The 20,209-nt window shown below is 77.2% G+C and carries 17 protein-coding genes and 2 pseudogenes; 14 read left to right on the top strand and 5 right to left on the bottom strand.

The features are described 5' to 3' along the window. Nucleotides 1–7 precede the first annotated feature (7 nt). From FB457_RS15845 to cobC, 10 genes are all read left to right on the top strand, one after another. Entirely contained in the window at nt 8–1,552 is a 1,545-nt protein-coding gene (locus tag FB457_RS15845) for a cobyrinic acid a,c-diamide synthase CobB (RefSeq protein ID WP_047015074.1), read from the top strand. Then, nucleotides 1,549–2,277 carry a precorrin-2 C(20)-methyltransferase gene (gene cobI, locus FB457_RS15840; protein WP_047015075.1) on the top strand — a complete coding sequence of 243 codons (729 nt, stop codon included), beginning with the start codon at nt 1,549–1,551 and terminating at the stop codon, nt 2,275–2,277. Before FB457_RS15845 ends, cobI begins: the two co-directional genes overlap by 4 nt. A gap of 11 nt (nt 2,278–2,288) precedes the next feature. Continuing rightward, nucleotides 2,289–3,164: a cobalt-precorrin-4/precorrin-4 C(11)-methyltransferase gene (cobM, locus tag FB457_RS15835; RefSeq protein ID WP_486589042.1), complete on the top strand. Its 876-nt coding sequence runs from the start codon at nt 2,289–2,291 to the stop codon at nt 3,162–3,164. 87 nt (nt 3,165–3,251) lie between these two features. Continuing rightward, entirely contained in the window at nt 3,252–4,469 is a 1,218-nt protein-coding gene (locus FB457_RS15830) for a cobalt-precorrin-5B (C(1))-methyltransferase (RefSeq protein ID WP_253911165.1), read from the top strand. A 530-nt stretch (nt 4,470–4,999) separates the two neighbouring features. Continuing rightward, on the top strand, nt 5,000–6,310 hold the full coding sequence (gene cbiE / locus FB457_RS15825) for a precorrin-6y C5,15-methyltransferase (decarboxylating) subunit CbiE (RefSeq protein ID WP_145782255.1): 1,311 nt from the start codon (nt 5,000–5,002) through the stop codon (nt 6,308–6,310). A gap of 25 nt (nt 6,311–6,335) precedes the next feature. Beyond that, on the top strand, nt 6,336–8,048 hold the full coding sequence (gene cobJ / locus FB457_RS15820; RefSeq protein ID WP_145782223.1) for a precorrin-3B C(17)-methyltransferase: 1,713 nt from the start codon (nt 6,336–6,338) through the stop codon (nt 8,046–8,048). Continuing rightward, entirely contained in the window at nt 8,045–8,335 is a 291-nt protein-coding gene (locus tag FB457_RS15815; protein WP_047015077.1) for a ferredoxin family protein, read from the top strand. Before cobJ ends, FB457_RS15815 begins: the two co-directional genes overlap by 4 nt. Further along, nucleotides 8,332–9,009: a precorrin-8X methylmutase gene (locus tag FB457_RS15810; protein WP_145782222.1), complete on the top strand. Its 678-nt coding sequence runs from the start codon at nt 8,332–8,334 to the stop codon at nt 9,007–9,009. Before FB457_RS15815 ends, FB457_RS15810 begins: the two co-directional genes overlap by 4 nt. A gap of 65 nt (nt 9,010–9,074) precedes the next feature. After that, nucleotides 9,075–10,013, top strand: coding sequence for a CbiX/SirB N-terminal domain-containing protein (locus FB457_RS15805; protein WP_145782221.1), 939 nt, complete (start codon nt 9,075–9,077; stop codon nt 10,011–10,013). Continuing rightward, the gene (gene cobC / locus FB457_RS15800; protein WP_145782220.1) at nt 10,003–11,088 is read left to right on the top strand and encodes an Rv2231c family histidinol phosphate aminotransferase CobC; all 1,086 of its coding nucleotides are present in this window, start codon (nt 10,003–10,005) and stop codon (nt 11,086–11,088) included. Before FB457_RS15805 ends, cobC begins: the two co-directional genes overlap by 11 nt. A 23-nt stretch (nt 11,089–11,111) precedes the next feature. On the opposite strand, the gene FB457_RS15795 is transcribed toward cobC, so the two are convergent. Beyond that, nucleotides 11,112–13,169: a hypothetical protein gene (locus FB457_RS15795; protein WP_486589038.1), complete on the bottom strand. Its 2,058-nt coding sequence runs from the start codon at nt 13,167–13,169 to the stop codon at nt 11,112–11,114. Nucleotides 13,170–13,307: 138 nt separating this feature from the next. Beyond that, nucleotides 13,308–14,876, bottom strand: a complete 1,569-nt coding sequence (locus FB457_RS15790) for an aldehyde dehydrogenase (NADP(+)) (protein WP_047015081.1) — start codon at nt 14,874–14,876, stop codon at nt 13,308–13,310. A gap of 107 nt (nt 14,877–14,983) precedes the next feature. Between FB457_RS15790 and FB457_RS15785 the strand changes: the two genes are divergently transcribed. From FB457_RS15785 to FB457_RS15770, 4 genes are all read left to right on the top strand, one after another. Beyond that, complete coding sequence (locus FB457_RS15785) at nt 14,984–15,757, top strand: IclR family transcriptional regulator (protein WP_047015082.1); 774 nt, start codon at nt 14,984–14,986, stop codon at nt 15,755–15,757. A 115-nt stretch (nt 15,758–15,872) separates the two neighbouring features. Continuing rightward, on the top strand, nt 15,873–16,991 hold the full coding sequence (locus FB457_RS15780) for a LigA protein (RefSeq protein WP_047015083.1): 1,119 nt from the start codon (nt 15,873–15,875) through the stop codon (nt 16,989–16,991). A gap of 3 nt (nt 16,992–16,994) precedes the next feature. Then, nucleotides 16,995–18,233 (top strand): histidine kinase, encoded by a 1,239-nt coding sequence (locus FB457_RS15775; RefSeq protein WP_145782218.1) that lies wholly within the window; start codon nt 16,995–16,997, stop codon nt 18,231–18,233. A gap of 98 nt (nt 18,234–18,331) precedes the next feature. Beyond that, nucleotides 18,332–18,967, top strand: coding sequence for a response regulator transcription factor (locus FB457_RS15770; RefSeq protein ID WP_107086194.1), 636 nt, complete (start codon nt 18,332–18,334; stop codon nt 18,965–18,967). 11 nt (nt 18,968–18,978) lie between these two features. Here FB457_RS15770 and FB457_RS36170 read toward each other — a convergent pair. The 3 genes and pseudogenes from FB457_RS36170 to FB457_RS15755 all read right to left on the bottom strand — a co-directional run. Then, a pseudogene (locus FB457_RS36170) lies at nt 18,979–19,122 on the bottom strand (zinc-binding dehydrogenase); the annotation flags it as partial. After that, nucleotides 19,122–19,238: pseudogene (locus FB457_RS36165) on the bottom strand (NADP-dependent oxidoreductase); the annotation flags it as partial. The pseudogenes FB457_RS36170 and FB457_RS36165, both read right to left, overlap by 1 nt. A 144-nt stretch (nt 19,239–19,382) precedes the next feature. Next, complete coding sequence (locus FB457_RS15755; RefSeq protein WP_047015086.1) at nt 19,383–20,132, bottom strand: class I SAM-dependent methyltransferase; 750 nt, start codon at nt 20,130–20,132, stop codon at nt 19,383–19,385. Nucleotides 20,133–20,209 lie beyond the last annotated feature (77 nt).

The raw sequence follows: 20,209 nt of genomic DNA, 5'->3' as shown, positions 1-20,209 counted from the left end.
GAGTTCCGTGATCGACATCCCCCGGCTCGTCGTCGCCGCGCCGGCCTCCGGCAGCGGCAAGACGACGGTCGCGACCGGCTTGATGGCGGCGTTCGCCGCCGCCGGCCTGACCGTCTCGCCCCACAAGGCGGGCCCCGACTACATCGACCCCGGCTACCACGCGCTCGCCGTCGCCGGCTCCCCGGGCGGCGGGCGGCCGGGCCGCAACCTGGACGCGCACATGTGCGGTCCCGGCCTGATCGCCCCGCTGTTCGCGCACGGCGCGGCGGGGGCGGACGTGGCCGTCGTGGAGGGCGTGATGGGCCTGTACGACGGCGCCTCCGGCGCCGGCGAGTCGGGCTCGACGGCGGAGCTGGCGAAGCTGCTGCGAGCGCCGGTGGTGCTGGTGGTCGACGCCTCGGGGCAGTCGCGGTCGGTGGCGGCGCTGGTGCACGGCTTCGCGTCCTGGGATCCGGAGGTACGGATCGGGGGCGTCGTCCTCAACAAGGTCGCCTCGGACCGCCACGAGTCGCTGCTCCGCGAGTCCCTGGACGCGGCGGGCGTCCCGGTCCTGGGCGCCCTGCGCCGCGACCCGGAACTGGCGGCACCGTCCCGGCACCTGGGCCTGATCCCGGCGGCGGAACGGCGCCCGGCGGCGGTGGCGGCGGTACGCGCACTGGCGGCGCGGGTACGCGAGTCGTGCGACGTACCGGAGCTGCTACGGCTGGCCCGCACGGCCCCGCTGCTCCCGGCGGACCCGTGGTCGGCGGCGGACGCGGTGGCGGCAGCGGGGCAGCAAGGAGGGCCCGGCGCAGGAGGCGACCGGGCGGCCGGAGCCGCGCCGGGGGCCCGGGGGCGGAGCCCCCGAAGCGCGCCGCGCGCCGCGGGCGCGGGCGATGCAGAGGGCCCGGGGGCCGGCCCCCGGTTTCGGGAAGGGGCGGGATCGGGGAACTCCCCCCGCCCCGCCGGACGGCCGGTGGTCGCCATGGCGGCCGGGCCCGCCTTCACCTTCTCGTACGCCGAACACGCCGAACTCCTCGCCGCCGCCGGCGCCGACGTCGTCCCCTTCGACCCCCTGCACGACGAGGCCCTGCCGCCCCGCACCCGCGCCCTCGTCATCGGCGGCGGCTTCCCCGAGGTGTACGGCGCCGAACTGGCCGCCAACGAGCCGCTCCGCCGCGACGTCGCCCGGCGCGCCGCCGGCGGCGCGCCGGTGGCCGCCGAGTGCGCTGGCCTGGTCTACCTCGCCCGCGACCTCGACGGCGCCCCCATGTGCGGCGTGCTGGACGCAAGGGCCCGTATGACCGGCCTCCTCACCCTCGGCTACCGCGACGCCGTCGCCGTCGCCGACAGCGCGCTCGCCGCCGCAGGCACCCGGGTACGCGGCCACGAGTTCCACCGCACCGCCCTCGACCCGCCCGCGGGCGAGACGCCCGCATGGGGGATGACGCAGCCGGTCCGGCGCGTCGAAGGATTCGTACGGGGCGGCGTCCACGCCTCGTACCTGCACGTGCACTGGGCCGCCGCCCCCGCCATGGCGCGCCGGCTCGTCGAAGGGTGTGAAACGGCATGAGCATGCGACTCGTCGGCGTCGGGGTGGGCCCCGGGGACCCCGAGCTGGTCACGGTGAAGGGCGCGGGCGCGCTGCGGACGGCGGCGGTGGTCGTCGTCCCCGTGATGGAGGGCGGCGGCACGGGCCGCGCGGAGGCGACGGTCCTGCACTACGTCGACGAGGCGAAGGTCGTGCGCGTCGTCTTCGCGCTCAACGAGCGCAGCGACGCCGCGCGCCGCGAGGCGGCGTGGGACGCGGCGGGCGCCCGGGTCGCGGAATTGCTGCGCGCGCACCGCTCGGTGGCGTTCGCCACGCTCGGCGACCCCAACGTCTACTCCACGTTCACGTACCTCGCCGCGACCGTCACCGCGCTGCTCCCCGGCGTACGGATCGAGAGCGTACCGGGCATCACCGCGATGCAGGACCTCGCGGCCCGCGGCGGCGCGGTGCTCGCGGAGGGCACGGAGCCGCTGACGCTGGTGCCGGTGACGGCGGGCACGGCGGTGCTGAAGGAGGCGCTGCGGGGGCCGGGAACGGTCGTGGCGTACAAGTTCGGCCGGCTGGCGGGCGAGGTGGCGGGGGCGCTCTCGGAGACGGGCCGGATGGAGGGGGCGGTGTGGGGATCGTCGCTGGGTCTTGCGGAGGAGTCGGTGCGGCCGGCGACGGAGCTGGGGGCGGAACCGCTGCCGTATCTGTCGACGCTGATCGCGCCGGCGCGGCGGGCGGGGCGGGGCGAGAAGCTGTGAGCGGGACGGGAATGCCGGGCCGGCGCCCGTACGCGAAGGGGAGCCCGGCCCCGCAGCCGGACCGAGCCCCGGCGAAACGGCCGCCCGCCACCGGCAAGGTGACGTTCGTCGGGGCCGGACCGGGGGCGGCGGATCTGCTGACGTTCCGGGCCGCGCGCGCCATCGCGGAGGCGGACGTCGTGATCTGGGCGGCGAGCCTCGTCCACGAGGACGTCCTGCAGCACGCCCGCGCGGACGCGGAGATCGTCGACTCTGCTGCGGTGCCGCTGGAGGAGGTCGTCGCGGTCTACGCACGGGCGGCGCACGCGGGGCTGCGGGTGGCGCGGGTGCACTCCGGCGACCCGGCGCTGTGGGGCGGCACGCAGGAGCAGGTCGAGCGGTGCGCGGCGCTGGGCCTTCAGGTGGAGATCGTGCCGGGGGTGTCGTCGTTCTCGGCGGCGGCGGCCGCGGCGGGACGGGAGCTGACGGTCCCGGAGGTGGCGCAGTCGGTGATCCTCACGCGGCTGGGCGGCGGGAAGACACCCATGCCGGGCGGCGAGGAGATACGGGAGTTCGCCCGGCACGGCACGACGATGGCGGTCTTCCTGTCGGCGGCCCGTTCGGGGCGGCTGGCGGAAGAACTGCTGGCGGGCGGGTACGCGGCGGAGACGCCGGTGGTGGTGGCGTACCGGGTGACGTGGCCGGACGAGCTGGTGATGCGCTGCACGGTCGGCACGCTGGCGGCGGCGGTGAAGGAGCACCGGCTGTGGAAGCACACGCTGTTCCTGGTCGGCCCGGCGCTGGGGGCGACGGGCACACGGTCGCATCTGTACCACCCGGGGCACTTCCACGGCTTCCGCCGGGCGGAGCCGGAGGCGCGGAGGGCGCTGCGCGAGGGCGGGGCGTAGGGCGGTGTCCGGGTCGGTTCGGGTCGGTGGAGAGGAGGGGTGCGGATGACCGGGGACGCGCGGGAACGGAACATGCGGGAACGGAACATGCGGGAACGAGACGCGCGGGAACGGCACGCGCGGGAAGCGAACGTGCCGGAACCGGGGCCGCCGGTGCCCGGCCAGCCGGGTCCCGACCTCCGTGAACCCGACCTGCCGCGTACGGCCAAGGTGCGGCAGAAGGCGTTGCGTACGGGATGGACCACCGGCACCTGCGCGTCGGCCGCCGCGCGCGCCGCGGCGCTGCTGCTGGCGACCGGCGAGGCGCGGGAGTGGGTGGAGGTGGCGCTGCCGTCGGGGCGGCGGGTGACGTTCGCGGTGGAGCGGGCGGTGGAGCTGCGGCCGGGGCGTACGGAGGCGGTGGTGGTGAAGGACGCGGGCGACGACCCGGACGTCACGCACGGCTCGCACCTGACGGCGACGGTCAGTTGGCGGGCGCGGCCCGGTCTCGGACTGCACGGCGGCGTGGGGGTGGGGGTGGTGACGAAACCGGGTCTCGGCCTGGAGCTGGGCGGCCCGGCGATCAACCCCGTGCCGCGGCGGATGATCACGCAGGCGGTGGCGGAGGTCGTGGACCTGGGGCGGCGCGGTCTGGACGTGACGATCAGCGTGCCGGACGGCGAGCGGCGGGCACGGAAGACGACGAACGCCCGGCTGGGGATCCTGGGCGGCATCTCCATCCTCGGGACGACGGGCATCGTGCGGCCGTTCTCGACGGCGTCGTGGCGGGCGAGCGTCGAGCAGGCGGTGTCGGTGGCGGCGGCGCAGGGCGAGACGGCGGTGGTGCTGTGCACGGGCGGCCGGACGGAGCGGGGGGCGATGGAACTGCTGCCGGGTCTGCCCGCGGTGTGCTTCGTGGAGGTGGGGGACTTCACGGGTGCGGCGCTGCGGCGGGCGGTGGCGCAGGGGGTGGAGCGGGTGGTGTTCGTCGGCATGGTCGGGAAGCTGACGAAGCTGGCGGCGGGGGTGCTGATGACGCACTACACGCGCTCGAAGGTGGACCCGGGGGTGCTGGCGGAGATCACGCGCGCGGCGGGCGGTCCGGAGAGCCTGGCGGCGGAGGTGGGGGCCGCGAACACCGGGCGGCACGCGTACGAGTTGTGGGAGGCGGCGGGTCTGCTGCCGGCGGCGGGGCGGGAGTTGTGCGGCCGGGTGGCGGAGGTGCTGGAGCGCTTCACGGAGCGGAGGGTCGCGGCGGAGGCGGCGATGGTGGACTTCACGGGGCGGGTGCTGGTGGCGCGGAGCGACGGGGAGCTGCTGCGGTGATCACGGTCATAGGCTGCGGCACGGGCTCGCCTCCGGCGCGGATCGAGGACGCGGCGCTGGTGGTGGGCGCGGCCCGGCACCTGGCGGAGGCGGAACTGCCGCGGGATGCGGAACGCGTGACGCTGGGTCCGCTGGGCCCGGCCCTGGACCGGATCGCGGCGTACGTGGGCCGGGACGCCTGGACCCCGGCGAACGAGCCCGCCGCGGCAAAGCCGGAGCCCCGGGGGGCTTCCGGGGGGAATTCCCAGGCGAAGGCGGCAGAGGCGCGTGCCCGCCTCGGGACGGTCGCGGAGCCCCGTGAGGGCCGGGGGGCACAGCACGAAGACAGGTCGGGGGCGGAGCCCCGGGCCGAGTCGGCGGCAGAGACGAGTGCACGGCCCGGCACGGAGCCCCCGGTTGGCCCCGTCGCGGAGCCCCACTGGGGCCAAGAAGTGCGGCCCCAGGCGGGATCCGGGGCGCAGCCCCGGGCAGGGCTCGGCGCGCAGCCCCAGGCGGGGTCCGGCGCGCAGCCCCAGGCGGGGCTCGGCGCGCTGCCCCAGGCGGGGTCCGGCGCGCAGCCCCAGGCGGGGCTCGGCGCGCTGCCCCAGGCGGGGTCCGAGGACTCCGCCCCCGGTGGGGGGCTCGGGGGCGGGGCCCCTGGGGTTCGGGGAGGGGCGGGGGCGGGGAGATCCCCCCACCCCCCCGCCCGCGTCGTCGTACTCGCCTCGGGCGACCCCGGGTTCTTCGGGATCGTCCGCGTGCTCGCCGAGCGCTTCGGCCCCCGTCTCCTCGACATCCGCCCCGCCGTCCCCTCCCTCGCCGTCGCCTTCGCCCGCGCCGGGCTCCCCTGGGACGACGCCGCCGTCGTCAGCGCCCACGGGCGCGACCTCCGTACCGCCGTCAACGTCTGCCGCGCCCACCCCAAGACCGCCGTCCTCACCGGACCCGGCGCCGGCCCCGCCGAACTCGGCGCCGCCCTCGCCGGCTCCGGTGTGCCCCGTACCCTCGTCGTCGGCACCGGACTCGGCTCCGCCGGCGAGGACATCGCGTACCTCGACCCCGCCGACGCCGCCGCCCGCACCTGGCCGCCGCAGGCCGTCAACGTCGTGCTCTGCCTCGACCCGCGCCCCGGCCGCACCCTCGCTCCGGCGCAGCGCGTCCTCGCGGGTCCCGGCCGGTATCCCCTCGCCCGCCGCCCCGGCGACGGCTGGGCGCTGCCCGAGGGGGACTTCGCGCACCGGGCCGGCATGGTCACCAAGTACGAGGTCCGCGCCCTCGCCCTCGCCCGCCTCGCGCCCCGCCTCGGCGACCTGATGTGGGACGTGGGCGCCGGGTCCGGCTCCGTCGCGGTGGAGTGCGCGCGGTTCGGGGCCGCCGTCGTCGCCGTGGAGCGGGATGCCGGGGGCGTCGTACGGATCCGCGCCAACGCGGCGGCGCACGGTGTCGACGTGCGGGCCGTGCACGGTACGGCCCCCGCCGCGCTGGCCGGACTCCCCGACCCCGACGCGGTGTTCGTCGGCGGCGGGGGCGATGACGTGGCGGAGGTCGTCGCGGCGTGTGCCCGGCGGGCGCGGCGGACGGTGGTCGTGACGCTGGCCGCCGTCGACCGGGTGCCGGGGGTACGCGCCGCGCTGGCGGCGGCCGGGTACGCGGTGGACGGCGTACTGCTGCAGTCCTCCCGGCTCGCGCCGCTGCCCGGCGAGGTGACGCGACTCGCGGCGACCAACCCGGTGTTCGTCCTGTGGGGCCGCCGGGACGTCCCCACGGAAGCACGGCCGGTGGCGGCGAGCGGACGGCCGCCGGACGGCCCCTCACCCGCACATGACACACCACCACCCGCGACTCCCCTGGAGAATCCGTGACCGCCCCGCACCACCGGACCGCCCCGTGATCGGCCTCGTCGCCGCCACCGCCGCCGGCTCCGCCGCCGCGCAGCGGCTGGCCGACGCCTGGCCCGGCCGGACCCGCCGCTACGACGAGGGCCCGGTCCGTACCGCCGTCGCGCGCGCCTTCGCCGACTGCGACCAGCTCGTCTGCTTTCTCGCCACCGGCGCCGCCGTCCGCCTCCTCGCCCCCCTGCTCCGCGGGAAGGCCGCCGACCCCGGCGTGGTCTGCGTCGACGAGGCGGGCCGCTTCGCCGTCGCCCTCCTCGGCGGCCACGGCGGCGGCGCCAACGACCTGGCCGCCGAGGTCGCCGACCTGCTCGGCGACGGGTGCACGCCGGTCGTGACCACCGCCACCGACGCCGTCGGCATCCCCGGGCTCGACTCCGTCGGCTGGCCCGTCGAAGGCGCGGTCGCCGCCGTGACGCGCACGGTGCTGGACGGCGGTCCCGTCGCGCTGCGGGCCGACGCGACGTGGCCGCTGCCCGCGCTGCCGCCGCACGTCGGGGTACGCGGGGTGGCCACCGACGTCCGCCTCTACGTCACCGACCGCCGCCTGCCGCTCGCCGCCCGCGAGGCGGTGCTGCGCCCGCCGTCCCTCGTCGTCGGCGTGGGGGCCAGCCGCGGCGCCGGGGCCGACGAGGTGCTGGGCCTCGTCCGGGACGCCCTCGACGGGGCCGGGCTGAGCCCGCGGTCCGTGGCGGCGCTCGCCACCGTCGACGCCAAGGCCGGAGAACCGGGCCTGCTCGCCGCCGCCGACCGCCTCGGGGTGCCGCTGCGCACCTTCCCCGCCGCCGAGCTGGCCGCCGTCGACGTGCCCACGCCGTCCGCCGCGCCCCTCGCCGCCGTCGGCACGCCCAGCGTCGCGGAGGCCGCGGCGCTCACCGCCGCGGGCCCGGGCGCCGAACTCCTCGTACGCAAACGGAAGTCCGCCCCCGCGGACCGCCCCGCCATGGCCACCTGCGCCGTCGCCCGCCGCCGCCCCCGCGGGCGGCTCGCGGTCGTCGGCCTCGGCCCCGGCGCCCGCGACCTGCTGACGCCGCGGGCCCGCACCGAGCTGCGCCGGGCGTCGGTGGTCGTCGGCCTGGACCAGTACGTCGCGCAGATCCGCGACCTGCTCAGGCCCGGCACCCGGGTCCTCGCATCGGGGCTGGGCGCCGAGGAGGAGCGGGCCCGTACCGCCGTCGCCGAGGCCCGCGCCGGGCACGCGGTCGCGCTGGTCGGCAGCGGCGACGCGGGGGTGTACGCGATGGCCTCGCCCGCGCTGGCGGAGGCGGGCGCGGACATCGACGTCGCCGGCGTGCCCGGCGTGACGGCGGCGCTGGCCGCGGCGGCGCTGCTGGGCGCGCCGCTGGGGCACGACCACGTCTCCGTCAGCCTCTCCGACCTGCACACGCCGTGGGAGGTCATCGAGCGCCGGGTGCGGGCGGCGGCGGAAGCGGACCTCGTGGTCACGTTCTACAACCCGCGCAGCCGCGCCCGCCGCCGCCAGCTCCCGGAGGCGCTGGCGCTGCTGGCGAAGCACCGTGAGCCGGGGACGCCCGTGGGCGTCGTACGGAACGCGTCCCGCCCCGGCGAGCACGTGCTGCTGACGACGCTCGCCGAACTCGACCCGGAGACGGTGGACATGATGACCGTGGTGACGGTCGGCAACTCGGCGACCCGCGAGATCGCGGGCCGGATGGTGACGCCGCGCGGCTACCGGTGGCAGACGTGAACGCCCGTACGCGCACGGGCGCGCCCCCGAGCGCCGCGGAACACACCGCCGCCCGAGCGGCCGACGGCCTCCCCGAACCCCGCCCGGCGGAAGTCCCGGCCCTCACCCTCACCGTCAGCGACCGCTGCACCGGCTGCGGCGCCTGCCTCCTCACCTGCCCCGTCCACGCCGTCCGCCCCCGCGGCGGCGCCCTGTTCGTCCGCGCCGACCTCTGCACCGGCTGTCTGGAGTGCGTGGAGGTCTGCCCGGCCGACGCCATCGACGAGGCACCCGAGGAGCGCCCGTGACGAGGACCGTCCATCCCATCGAGGAGGAGTCGTACCGCAGGCTGCGCGCCCGCGTCGACACCGCGCATCTGCCGCCGCTGACCCGCGCGGTGGTCGAGCGGGTCATCCACTCCTCCGCCGATCCCGCCTACGCCGACGACCTGGTGTGCGACGAGATGTCGCTGCGCGCCGCGCACGCCGCGCTGCACGCGGGCGCGCCGGTCGTGGCCGACGTCGAGATGGTCGCGGCGGGCATCACCGCCCGCAGGGCGGTCTGCCGGCTGCGCGAGGCGGTGGCCGTGCCCGGGCTGACCCGCTCGGCGGCGGCGGTGCGGCTTGCGTACGCGGAAGTCGGCGACGGTGCCGTGTGGGTGGTCGGCTGTGCGCCGACGGCGCTGGAGGAGCTGCTCGCGCTGGGCGCGGGCCCGGCGCTGGTGGTCGGGCTGCCGGTGGGGTTCGTGGGGGCGGTGGAGAGCAAGGCGGCGCTACGGGCCACGGGGCTGCCGGCGATCAGCAACGTCTCGGAGAAGGGCGGTTCCGCGGTGGCCGCGGCCGCCCTGAACGCCCTCCTCTACGCGCCGCCCCCGGCATCCGCGGACCGCACGGGCACGGCGGCCGGGCCCCCGGGCCCGGCCGCCGACCGGAACCCGCCCCCCGCAGGACCCGCCGCGCCCCCGCTCAGCCCCGGCCCGTAGCCACCCCCTCCCTCAGCGCCGACACGCCCGGCCCCGCCGGGTCCCGTACCACCGAGGAGACGCAAGTGACCAAGCCCGCCCTGCTCATCGCCGGTCACGGCACCCGGGACGCCGCCGGTGCCGAGGCGTTCCGCGCGTTCGTGCGCGTGCTCGCCGAGCGCCACCCCGGGCTGCCCGTCGCCGGGGGGTTCATCGAGCTGTCACCGCCGCCGCTGGGCGAGGCCGTCGCACAGCTCGTGGCGCGCGGCGTACGGCACTTCGCCGCCATACCCCTCATGCTCGTCTCCGCCGGGCACGCCAAGGGCGACATCCCCGCCGCCCTCGCCCGCGAGAAGGGGCGCCACCCCGGCCTCTCGTACGCCTACGGCCGTCCCCTCGGCCCGCACCCGAAGCTCCTCGCCGTCCTGGCGCGCCGGGTGGCGGAGGCCCAGCGCACCGAACGTGCCCGCACCACCGTCCTCCTCGTCGGCCGCGGCTCCACCGATCCCGACGCCAACGCCGAGGTCCACAAGGCCGCCCGGCTGCTCTGGGAGGGCCGCGGGTACGCGGGCGTGGAGACGGCGTTCGTGTCGCTCGCCGCGCCGGACGTGGCCGCCGGGCTGGAGCGCTGCCGCCGGCTGGGCGCGGAACACGTCGTCGTGCTGCCCTACTTCCTCTTCACCGGGGTCCTCCCCGAACGCGTCGCCCACCAGGCGCGGCAGTGGGCGGCGGCGCACCCCGGGGTCGTCGTGCGGACGGCGGACGTCATCGGCCCGGAGGAGGAGCTGGTGGAGCTGGTGACGGAGCGGTACGAGGAGGCCGTCGCCGGGGATCTGCGCATGAACTGCGACTCCTGCGTCTACCGCGTCGCCCTCCCCGGCTACGAGGCCAAGGTCGGCGCCCCGCAGCAACCCCACTTCCACCCGGGCGAAGACGACACGGCCCACGACCACGGACCGGGGCACGGCCACGTCCACACGCACGGCCCGGGCTACCACCACGGCGACCACGCCCATGCGCACTGACCCCTCCCCGCCGCCCGCCCCGCACGACCTCCGCCACCACGGCGACGCCGAACTCCGCGACGCCGCCCCCGGCCTCACCGACCTCGCCGTCAACGTCCGCGCCGGCACGCCTCCCCCCTGGCTGAAGGCCCGCCTCGCCGCCTCCCTCGACCGGCTCGCCGCCTACCCCGACGGCCGCGCCGCCCGCGCCGCCGTCGCCGCCCGCCACCGGGTGCCGGCCGACCGGGTGCTGCTCACCGCGGGCGCGGCGGAGGCGTTCGTGCTGCTGGCCAGGGCGCTGCGGCCCGCGGTGCGCCGGGCGGTGGTCGTGCACCCGCAGTTCACGGAGCCGGAGGCGGCACTGCGGGACGCGGGGTACGCCGTGGACCGGGTGCTGTTGCGCGCTGAGGACGGCTTCGGGCTGCCGCCGCGGGCGGTGCCGGAGGACGCCGACCTCGTCGTCGTCGGCAACCCCACCAACCCGACGTCCGTCCTCCACCAAGCCGCCGCCCTCGCCGCGCTGGCCCGGCCGGGGCGCGTCCTCGTCGTGGACGAGGCGTTCATGGACGCGGTGCCGGGCGAGCGCGAGTCACTGGCCGGGCGCACCGACGTCCCCGGCCTGGTCGTCCTCCGCAGTCTGACGAAGACCTGGGGGCTCGCGGGCCTGCGCGTCGGCTACGTCCTCGGCGACCCCGCAACGGTCGCCGCGCTGGCGCGGGCCCAGCCGCTGTGGCCGGTGTCGACACCCGCCCTGATCGCCGCGGAGGCGGTGTGCGCGCCGCGGGCGCTCGCGGAGGCGGAGGCGGCGGCGCGGGCGGTCGGCGCGGACCGGGCGTATCTGCTGGCCAGGCTCGGGGAGTTCGCGGAGGTCGCGACCGCGGGGACGGCGGCGGCGCCGTTCGTGCTGGTCCATGTGGCGGGCCCGGACGGCGCCGCCGCCGGTCTCGCCGTACGCGAACGGCTGCGCGGCCTCGGCTTCGCCGTACGCCGCGGCGACACCTTCCCCGGCCTCGGCCCCGGCTGGCTGCGGCTCGCCGTGCGGGACCGGCGGACGACGGACCGGTTCGCCGAGGCGCTGGCCAAGGCGCTGAGTTGAGGCCCCGGCCGCCCGCGGTGCGCTCACGGCAGCCGGAGGACGACCCGTTCGCGGACCGGATCGGCGCGCGTCCAGCCGGCGGCCCGCCCGGCGTACGGACGGCCCACCTCGGCGTCGCCGCGGCTGAACCGCTGACGGGTGCCGGGCGGGGCGGTGACGGGCACCTCGACGCCGGCCGGCGCCCGCACCGTCACGGTGCCGCCGACGCGGTACGCGGTGACCTTCCCGTTCCGTACCGCCTCCGCCCAGACGGCGCGGCGCTGGAGGTCGCGGGCGATGGCCCGGGGTCGGGGGTTGCCGAGCGGGGTGCCGGAGGTGAACAGGCGGCGGTAGTCGGTGAGTACGCGGTCGAGGAGGGGGTAGGCGATGCGGTCCTCGGCGAGGTTCGACTGGTGGAGGTGGTGCGGGGCGGGGTCGGCGGCGAGGACGTGGCCGAGGGCGGCGCGGGCGGCGCGGGGGACGAGATACGAGCGGTAGCCGCCCGCCGGATCGCCGTCCTCGCCCCTGCTCCCCTCCCCGTAGCGGTACGCATGCGCGTCGATCTGCTCCCGCTCCGTCCCCGCCCCCGCGAACAGCCCCAGCCCGTACCGCGGCACCGTCGACGCCGTCCCCACCCGCCGCGAGAGCGGGTCCCGGGCCCGGTCGGCGGCCAGCCAGCGGACGCCCGTCGTGCCCAGGGCGGGTGCGAGGTCCGGGTTGTCGAGCGGCTGTCCCGGCGGGGCGGCGAGCCCGGTATGTCCCGCGGTGACCAGCTCGTCCCTGCGCACGGGCAGGTTCCGTGCCCGCCCCCAGCGGACGTTCTCCTCGATCTGCAGCGCGATGCGCCGCTCCGGCGTCCACCGCACCTCGCCCGCCGCGTCCCGCGCGCAGCGCGCCGCGTCGCCGCCGCGCCCGCGGACGCAGCCGAGGGGCGCGCGATCGTACGTGCCGTTGATCCACCGGAACGCCTCGCGGTCGGTGATCAGCCGGTCGGCCAGCGCGTCGGCGCCGCCGTGCGCCCGGCGGTGGCGCTCGGCGGCGCCGCCGCTGTAGACGAGGTCGAGGGTGAAGTCCCGGCGGGCGGACCAGTCGCGGGCGTACGCGGCGTCGCCGCGGTTCATCCGGATCGGCGGCAGGTCGGCGCAGCCGGGGGTGCCGGAGGTGCAGTCACCGTCGGGGTCCCAGCGGGCGTCGCGGCCGAGGACGCCGTCGACCTGGACGGCGAACCCGTAGCGGGCGGCGCCCAGATGCACGCCGCCGGTGGCCCAGTCGACGATGCCGCGGGCGAGCAGCCGGTAGGCGAGCCGGTCGCCGGGGGCGCCGAACGTGACGAGGAGCCGGCGCCGACCGTCGTCGGCGTACTCGCCGACGAGCGCGCCGCGTGCGCGCGGCTTCCCGGGCACGGCCGCGTCCACGTACGGCGTGAAGTCCGGGCCCGGCCGCACGAGCCGGCCGTACGTCTCGGCCGCCCGCGGATCGAGGTCCGCGAACGGCACGGGACCCGCGAGATACCCGAAGGGACCCGCCCGCCCTGCGGGGGTGACGCGGGCCGTGCGGCCGTCGAGCCGGCCGGACCACGCGGGTGCGCCGAGGGCGGGGAGCGGTCCTGCTGCGGCGTGGGCGTCGACCTGGCGGATGCCGAAGCGCCGCTCGTACGCGGCGAGGGCGGCGGTCTCGGCGCGGCCGAGGGCCGGTGCGCGGGCGCCGCCGAGAACGGGGGCTGCGGCACCTACGGGCCCACGGCCGCCCGCGGCAACGGCGGGCACGGCACCGGCAACGCCGCCGCCCGGCTCCCTCGCGCCGCCTCCGCCCGGTACCACCACCGCCTGGTACCGCGCCCGCGGCCGCCCCTCCTCCGCGCCGGCGAGGAACTCCGCGTCGATCCGCGGCCTCCCGCGCTCCCCCAGCCGCACCGCCGTGACCGGCGTGCCGATCGCCGCCAGGTGCTCGGCGATCGCCGCGACCGGCTCCCCGCCGTCGTCCACGACGAGGACGCGGAGGTCGACGCGCGGCGTGTCCGCGGTACGGGCGTTCGGGACGGCGGCGAACGACAGCGCCGCGGCGAGCGCGCACGCCGCGGCCAGGCGCCTGGACCGGACCATGGTGCTCCTCCCCGGGAGCGTCTTCGGGCTCTTCCGGGGAGCCATCCTGCGGGACGGGACGGGGGTGCGGCGCCTCGTGCCACCCGTTCGGGCGACGGGGGCGGGCGGCGTTCGAACCGCCGCCGCCCGCCCGGCGCGTCAGTTCTCCCGGACGCCGTCCACCGTGCGGGGCACGCCTGCCGGGTTGTCCTCGCGCAGCTCGGCGGGGAGCAGCGCCTGGGGCGCGTTCTGGTACGTCACCGGGCGCAGCCAGCGCTCGATCGCCGTGCCGCCGACGGACGTCGAGGTCGACGTCGTCGCCGGGTAGGGGCCGCCGTGGTGCTGCGCGGGGGCGACGGCGACGCCCGTGGGCCAGCCGTCGACGAGGATCCGCCCGGCGAGCGGCGTCAGTTCGGCGAACAGCCGCGCCGCGCCGCCGTCCCCGGCGTCCGCGTCCCCGGCCTCCGCCGCGCCCAGGTGCGCGGTCGCCGTGAGGTTGCCCGGCAGCCGGGCCAGCACCGCGGAGACCTGCGGCACGTCCTCGTACCGCACGATGACGGTGACGGGCCCGAAGCACTCCTCCGTCAGCAGCTCGTACTCCCCGCCGCCCGCGAGGCGTTCGGCGTCGACGGTGAGGAAGCCGCCGCTGACGGTGTGCTCGCCGTTCGCGCCCGGCGTCACGGGGCTCTCCACGCCGGGCAGCTCCGCCCGTTCCCGTACGCCCGCGATGAACGCCTCCCGCATCCGCGGGTCGAGCATCACGCCCGGCTCGGTGTCGCTGACCGCCGCCGTGAGCGAGGTGACGAGCCGGTCGCCGGCCTCGCCCGCCGGCACCAGCACCAGGCCGGGCTTGGTGCAGAACTGCCCGACGCCCAGCGTCATCGACCCCGCGAGGCCCGCGCCGATCTCCTCGGCGCGCTCGGCGGCCGCCGCCGCGCTGACGACGACGGGATTGAGGCTGCCCAGCTCGCCGTGGAACGGGATGGGCCGGGGGCGGGCCACCGCGGCGTCGAAGAGGGCCCGCCCGCCGCGCACCGAGCCGGTGAACCCGGCGGCGGCGACGACGGGATGGCGTACCAGCTCCACGCCCGCGTCGAAGCCGTGCACGACGGAGACGACCTCCTGCGGCAGCCCCGCCTTCTCGGCGGCGCGGTGCAGCAGCGCCGCGGACAGCTCGGAGGTGCCCGGGTGGTCGGGGTGGGCCTTGACCACGACCGGGCAGCCGGCGGCGAGCGCGCTGGCGGTGTCGCCGCCGGGGACGGAGAAGGCGAGCGGGAAGTTCGAGGCGGAGTAGACGGCGACGACGCCGAGCGGCACCTTCCAGCGGCGCAGGTCGGGCCGCGGCGGGGCGAGGGATGCGTCGGCATGGTCGATGCGCACGTCGAGGAAGTCGCCGGCCTCGGCGATGTCGGCGAAGGCGCGCAACTGGTAGGTCGTGCGGGTGAGTTCGCCGCTGAGCCGGCCGGGCCCGAGGGCGGTCTCGGCGTCGGCGCACTCGACGACCTTGTCGACGTGCCGGTCGAAGAGGTCGGCCGCGGCCCGCAAAAACCGGGCGCGCTGCGCGCGTTCGGCGAGCGCCGGGGCGGCGGCGTGCGCGGCGCGTACGGTCTTGTCGACCTCCTCGGCGGTCGCCTCGGTGGCGACCTGCTCCCGGCGGTTACCGGTGCGGGGATCGACGCTCCAGACTGGTGCGGACAACTGAGATGTCTCCGTTCCTCTTGCACACATGGCGGACGGTGACCGACGATACCGTTGGTTCGGTATTCTGAACGCCGTCTCTATACATGAATTTTTCTTGGACTTTTATCGCTGCGGCAGCAGAGAGGTCAAGCGCCATGGGGGTCGCCGACGCCGGTGGGGGTGGACAGGTCAAGTCTGCCGTCCGCACCGTGGAACTGCTCGAGTATTTCGCGGCCAGACCCGGAATGCACAGCCTCGGTGACGTCCAGCATGCCGTCGGCTACCCCAAGTCCAGCCTCTACATGCTCCTTCGCACGCTCACGGAGCTGGGCTGGGTGGAGACCGACGCGACGGGCACACGGTACGGGATCGGGGTGCGGGCGCTGCTCGTCGGCACGTCGTACATCGACGGCGACGAGGTCGTGGCCGCCGCCCGGCCCACCCTCGACCGGCTCGCCGACGACACGACGGAGACGATCCACCTGGCGCGGCTGGACGGCGTGAACATCGTCTACCTCGCCACCCGCCAGTCCCAGCACTACCTGCGGCCGTTCACCCGCGTCGGCCGCCGGCTCCCGGCGCACGCGACGGCGCTGGGCAAGGCGCTGCTCGCGACGTACCCCGACGAGGAGATCCGCAAGCTGCTGCCCGAGTCGCTGGCGCCGCTCACCGAGCACACGGTCACGGACCGGGAGCGGCTGATCGAGGAGCTGCACCGGGTGCGCGAGCGCGGATACGCCCTGGACCGGGAGGAGTCGACGCTGGGGCTGCGCTGCGTGGGGGTCGCGGTCCCCTACCGGGCCCCGGCGCGGGACGCGATCAGTTGCTCGGTGCCGGTGGCGCGGCTGACGCCGGCGCACGAGCAGGGGATCCGCGACGCGCTGCTCGACGCGCGCGACCGGCTGACGCTGGCGACGCGGCACCTCTGAGCCTGCCCGCCCCCCGGCGTACGACCCGGCGGCGGGGCCGCCTCCGCCGCGCGGCGGAGGCGGATCGTCGGCGCGGGCGACGTACGCGACGGACGCCTCACGGGAACGTGAACGCATGGATGTCACCGACCCGCACCCCTCACGCACCGCCCGCGCGCTGCGCCTCGTCGCCGCCGTCGCCTGCCTGCCGTACCTGTCGCTGAAGACCGCGTGGATCGCCGGCAGCACGGTCGGCATCCCGGCGGGCAGCGAACTGCTGGAGAAGCGCGGCACCATGGCCGCCGTCAACTCCCTCACGGTCCTCATGGACGCGGCCGTCATCGTGCTGGCCTTCGCGCTGACGCAGCCGTGGGGCCGCCGGACCCCGGCGTGGCTGGTCGCGCTCCCGCTGTGGGCCGCCACCGGGCTGCTCGCGCCGATCGTGGTGGGCTTCCCGCTGCAGGCGGTGATCGCCCTCTTCGGCGGCGGGAGCGCCGGGGCGGGCGACGGGGAGCCGTTCCTGGACGAGTGGGTCTTCACCGTCGTGTACACCGGCTTCGGCGTGCAGGCGCTGGCGCTCGGCTGGCTGTTCGCGCTGTACGTACGCGACCGCTGGGGCCACCTGCTCCGCGGCCGGCTCGCCGGCCTGCCCCCGTCGCCCACCGGACCGGCGCAGCGCGTGCTCGCGGTGCTGGCCGCGGTCGTCGCGCTGCTGGTCGCGGGGCTGCACCTGAGCTGGGCGCTGGGGTCGACGGCGGGCCTGTCCGGGCACCTCGTCGGGCAGCGCTCCGCGAACCTCCGCGTGAACGAGGCGATCCAGGTCGTCTTCGCACTGGCCGCCGCCGCGGGCGTCGTCCTCGTCGCCCACCGCCCGCGCCCGCGCACCCGGCTGGCGGCGGCCGTGGCGCTGGGCTGGACCGGCGGGGCGGCGCTGGCGGCGTGGAGCGGCTGGATGCTGCTCGCGTCGCTGGTGACGGAGAACCCGGTACGGGGCGACAGGCAGCCGACCCAGCCGATGAACCTCGCCTACGCTGGCGGCATGATCACCGGCCTGCTGGTCCTCGCGGTGGGCGCCACGCTGCTCGCGGAGCGCGCGGCGGCGGTATCCGCGGGCGGCCCGCGGCCCGCCGGCCGCGCGGTGTCCGCCGGAGGCCCCGGTCCGCGGCCCCCCGCCGTGCCCGCCTCCCCCACCGGCCCCGCCGGCCCCGCGCGGGGCCCGGTACCCGCGGGCTCGCCGCCGCCCGGGCGGGGCTGATCCGTGTCCGCGGGGGCCGTGCGGCTTCGCTGGGCCCATCTGCTGCTCGGCGGCGCGCTGCTCATGCCGTACTTCCTGCTGGTCAGCGTGGCACTCCAGGTCGCGGACCGCGACGTCGACACCTTCCGCAGCCTGGGCTGGCAAGTAGTGGCGTACCTGCTGGCCCTGCCCCTGGTGGCGGCGACGCCGCTGGCGTTCCCGATGGTGCGGACGCTGGAGACCTCCGCCGCGCAGGCGCTGTGCCGGGTGCCGGGCGGGCTGCCGCCCGCCGGGCGGGACCGGTCGTGGGCGGCGCGGCGTCGGACGGCGGGGTGGTTCACGCTGCACGTGGGCCTGGGGGCGCTGGTCAGCGGGGCGACGCTGGCGGTGCCGCCGATGGCGGCGGTGCTGCTCGCGACGCCGTTCTGGAGGGAGTTGCGCGAGCGGGACTGGGGGCTGCTCGCGGTGCCCGCATGGCTCGCCCCGCCGCTCGGCCTCGCGCTGCTGGCCGCGCTCACCGCCGCCGCGGCCGCCGCCGGCCTGCTGCTGGCCCGCGCCGCCCCCGCTCTCCTCGGCCCCACCCCCGCCGACCGGCTCGCCGCGGCCGAGGAGCGCGCCGCCGACCTGGCCCGCCGCAACCGCCTGGCGCGGGAGCTGCACGACTCGGTCGGCCATGCCCTGAGCGCGGTCACGTTGCAGGCGAGCGCGGCGCGGCGGGTCTTCGACCGGGACCCGGAGTTCGTACGGGAGGCGCTGGCGGCGATCGAGGGCACGACCCGCTCGGCGGTCGCGGAACTGGACACGGTGCTGGGGCTGCTGAGGCAGGAGGACGCCGCCGCCGGTCCGGGCCCCGGCTCCGGCTCCGGCCACGCGCCCGCGCCGGACCTGGCCCGCGATCTCGACGGGCTGCTGGCGCGTACCCGGGCGGCGGGGGCGACGGTGCGGGTGGACGTGTCCGCGGATACGGCGGCGCTGCCGGGGCCGGTGTCGCGGGAGGCGTACCGGATCGTCCAGGAGGGGCTGGGGAACGTGCTCCGGCACGCGGGCCCGGTGCCGGTACGGCTGGGGATCACGGTGGCGGAGAGAGAGTTGGGGATCGTGCTGGAGAACGACGTACCGGAGACGGCGCACGGGACGGCTCCCGCCGCCCGCGGGGGCCGGGGGCTGCGCGGGATCGCCGAACGCGCGCGGCTGCTCGGCGGGGCCGCGGAGGCGGGCCCGTACGAGCGGGGCTGGCGGCTGACGGCGAGGCTCCCGCTGTGAACGAGCCGCGGGAGGACGCCGAAGAGCCGCCGCGAGCGCCGCGCTCCGGGGCCGGTGAGCCGCACACCGCCGCGCAGCCGGGTTCGCGTCCGCTCCGCATCGTCCTCGCGGACGACGAGCGGATGGTGCGCACCGCGCTCCGGGCCATCCTCTCCGCCGAGGACGACCTGGCGGTCGTCGGCGAAGCCGCCACCGGCGCCGAGGCGGTCTCCGTCGTACGCCGCCTGGAGCCCGACGTCGTGCTCATGGACGTACGCATGCCGGAGATCGACGGCATCCGCGCCACCGAACAGCTCCTGCGCACGATGCCCGTCCCGCCCCGCATCATCGTCGTCACGACCTTCGAGAACGACTCGTACGTCTACGACGCCCTCCGCGCCGGCGCCGCCGGCTTCCTCCTCAAGCGCGCGGGCGCCGCCGACCTGGTCCAGGCCGTACGCCTCGTGGCCCGCACCGACTCGCTCCTCTACCCCGCCGCCGTCCGCGCCCTGGCCGCCGCGCACGCCAGGACCCGCCGCACCACCGCGCTCCGCGCCCGGCTCACCGACCGCGAGGCCGACGTGCTGCGGCTGATGGCGCGGGGGCTGACGAACGCGGAGATCGCCGCCCGGCTGGACATCGGCGCGGCGACGGTGAAGTCGCATGTCGCCGCGCTGCTCGCCAAGCTGGGCGCCCGGGACCGTACGCAGGCGGTGATCGCCGCGTACGAATCGGGCTTCGTCACCCCGGGCTGAGCGGGCCGGCCTCAGACGCGGACGACGATCTTCCCCCGCGTGTGGCCGCGCTCGGCGTAGGCGTGGGCGTCCGCGATCTCTTCGAGCGGGTAGGTCCGCTCGATGCGCGGTGTGTAGCGGCCCCGCCGACCGAGTTCGGCGGCTTCGGCGAGAAGACGGCGGCCGCCGCCACCCGGATCCGGACCTCCCCGGGCCCGGGATGCGGCTCCGGCACCTGCTCGACCACGAGGGTCTCCACACCGCCGTACTCGTGATACCGGACTGCACGCATGACGTTCTGCCTTCCCCACGGCCCGACCGGGCCGCTCGTACGATCGCGGGCCGCCTGCTCGGCACGCGCCGAGAAGCCCACGCTAGAACCTCACGCCAGCGTGAGCCGCAAGCCACACGGGCCGCCGGCAGGAGACCTGCCCGGTCAGCGCGGGCCCGCCGTCCGGTAGACGGAGACGTGGGAACGCGACTCCGCGGTGAATTCCCCTCCCGCCCAGTCGGCGTGCCTGGATTCCAGCGTCATGCCGGCCAGCTCGGCCATCAGGTCGAGTTCAGCCGGCCAGACGTACCGGTGAGGGCTGCGGAACAACCGGGCCTCGTGGCCGGCCCCCGCATCGAACCGGAAGTGGTGCGAGACGACCTGCTGACGCAGGACGTCGTAGGTGTCGAGCCCGATATAGCCGGTCGTCGACTCCCAGACCACGGCCTGCTGACCCGGCGTCAGCTTGCGGAGCTCGGGGACCCACAGCTCGACGACGAACCGCCCGCCCGGTGCAAGGTGGCGTGCGGCGTTCCGGAAGCAGGCAACCTGCTCGGCCTGCGTGAGCAGGTTGGAGATGGTGTTGAAGACGAGGTAGACGAGCTGGAACTCCCCCGGGACCCGCGCGGTCGCCATGTCACCGACGACGACCGGGATGGCCGCCTCGTCCGCTTTGGCGCGAAGCCGGTCGATCATCGGCTCCGACAGCTCGATGCCGCTGACCGGGACTCCGCGCTCGGCGAGTGGCACCGCCACTCGCCCCGTCCCGACGGCGAACTCCAGCGCCCGCCCGCCCCCGGCGAGCTCCACCAGGCGGTCCACCGTGGGCCCCAGCACCTCCGGTGCGAACATGCCGGTCCCGGGGGTGTCGTAGCTCTGAGCGGCTTGGTCGTCCCAGATCTCACTGTGCAGCATGAGCGGCGATGGTTCCCCGCCGCCGGAGGAACGTCAACGCATTTTCGCGCAGCCTGTCCCGTCTCCGCGAGGCGTTT

The organism is Streptomyces sp. CNZ287 (assembly GCF_007827615.1).
This window is presented reverse-complemented; position numbering and strand designations above follow the sequence as displayed.

Coding starts and splice junctions, on each gene's coding strand:
- cobI (WP_047015075.1), top strand. CDS start 1,549: ATGAGCATGCGACTCGTCGGCGTCGGGGTGGGCCCCGGGGACCCCGAG.
- cobM (WP_486589042.1), top strand. CDS start 2,289: ATGCCGGGCCGGCGCCCGTACGCGAAGGGGAGCCCGGCCCCGCAGCCG.
- FB457_RS15830 (WP_253911165.1), top strand. CDS start 3,252: ATGCGGGAACGAGACGCGCGGGAACGGCACGCGCGGGAAGCGAACGTG.
- cobC (WP_145782220.1), top strand. CDS start 10,003: ATGCGCACTGACCCCTCCCCGCCGCCCGCCCCGCACGACCTCCGCCAC.
- FB457_RS15795 (WP_486589038.1), bottom strand. CDS start 13,169: ATGGTCCGGTCCAGGCGCCTGGCCGCGGCGTGCGCGCTCGCCGCGGCG.
- FB457_RS15790 (WP_047015081.1), bottom strand. CDS start 14,876: ATGTGTGCAAGAGGAACGGAGACATCTCAGTTGTCCGCACCAGTCTGG.
- FB457_RS15785 (WP_047015082.1), top strand. CDS start 14,984: ATGGGGGTCGCCGACGCCGGTGGGGGTGGACAGGTCAAGTCTGCCGTC.
- FB457_RS15780 (WP_047015083.1), top strand. CDS start 15,873: ATGGATGTCACCGACCCGCACCCCTCACGCACCGCCCGCGCGCTGCGC.
- FB457_RS15755 (WP_047015086.1), bottom strand. CDS start 20,132: ATGCTGCACAGTGAGATCTGGGACGACCAAGCCGCTCAGAGCTACGAC.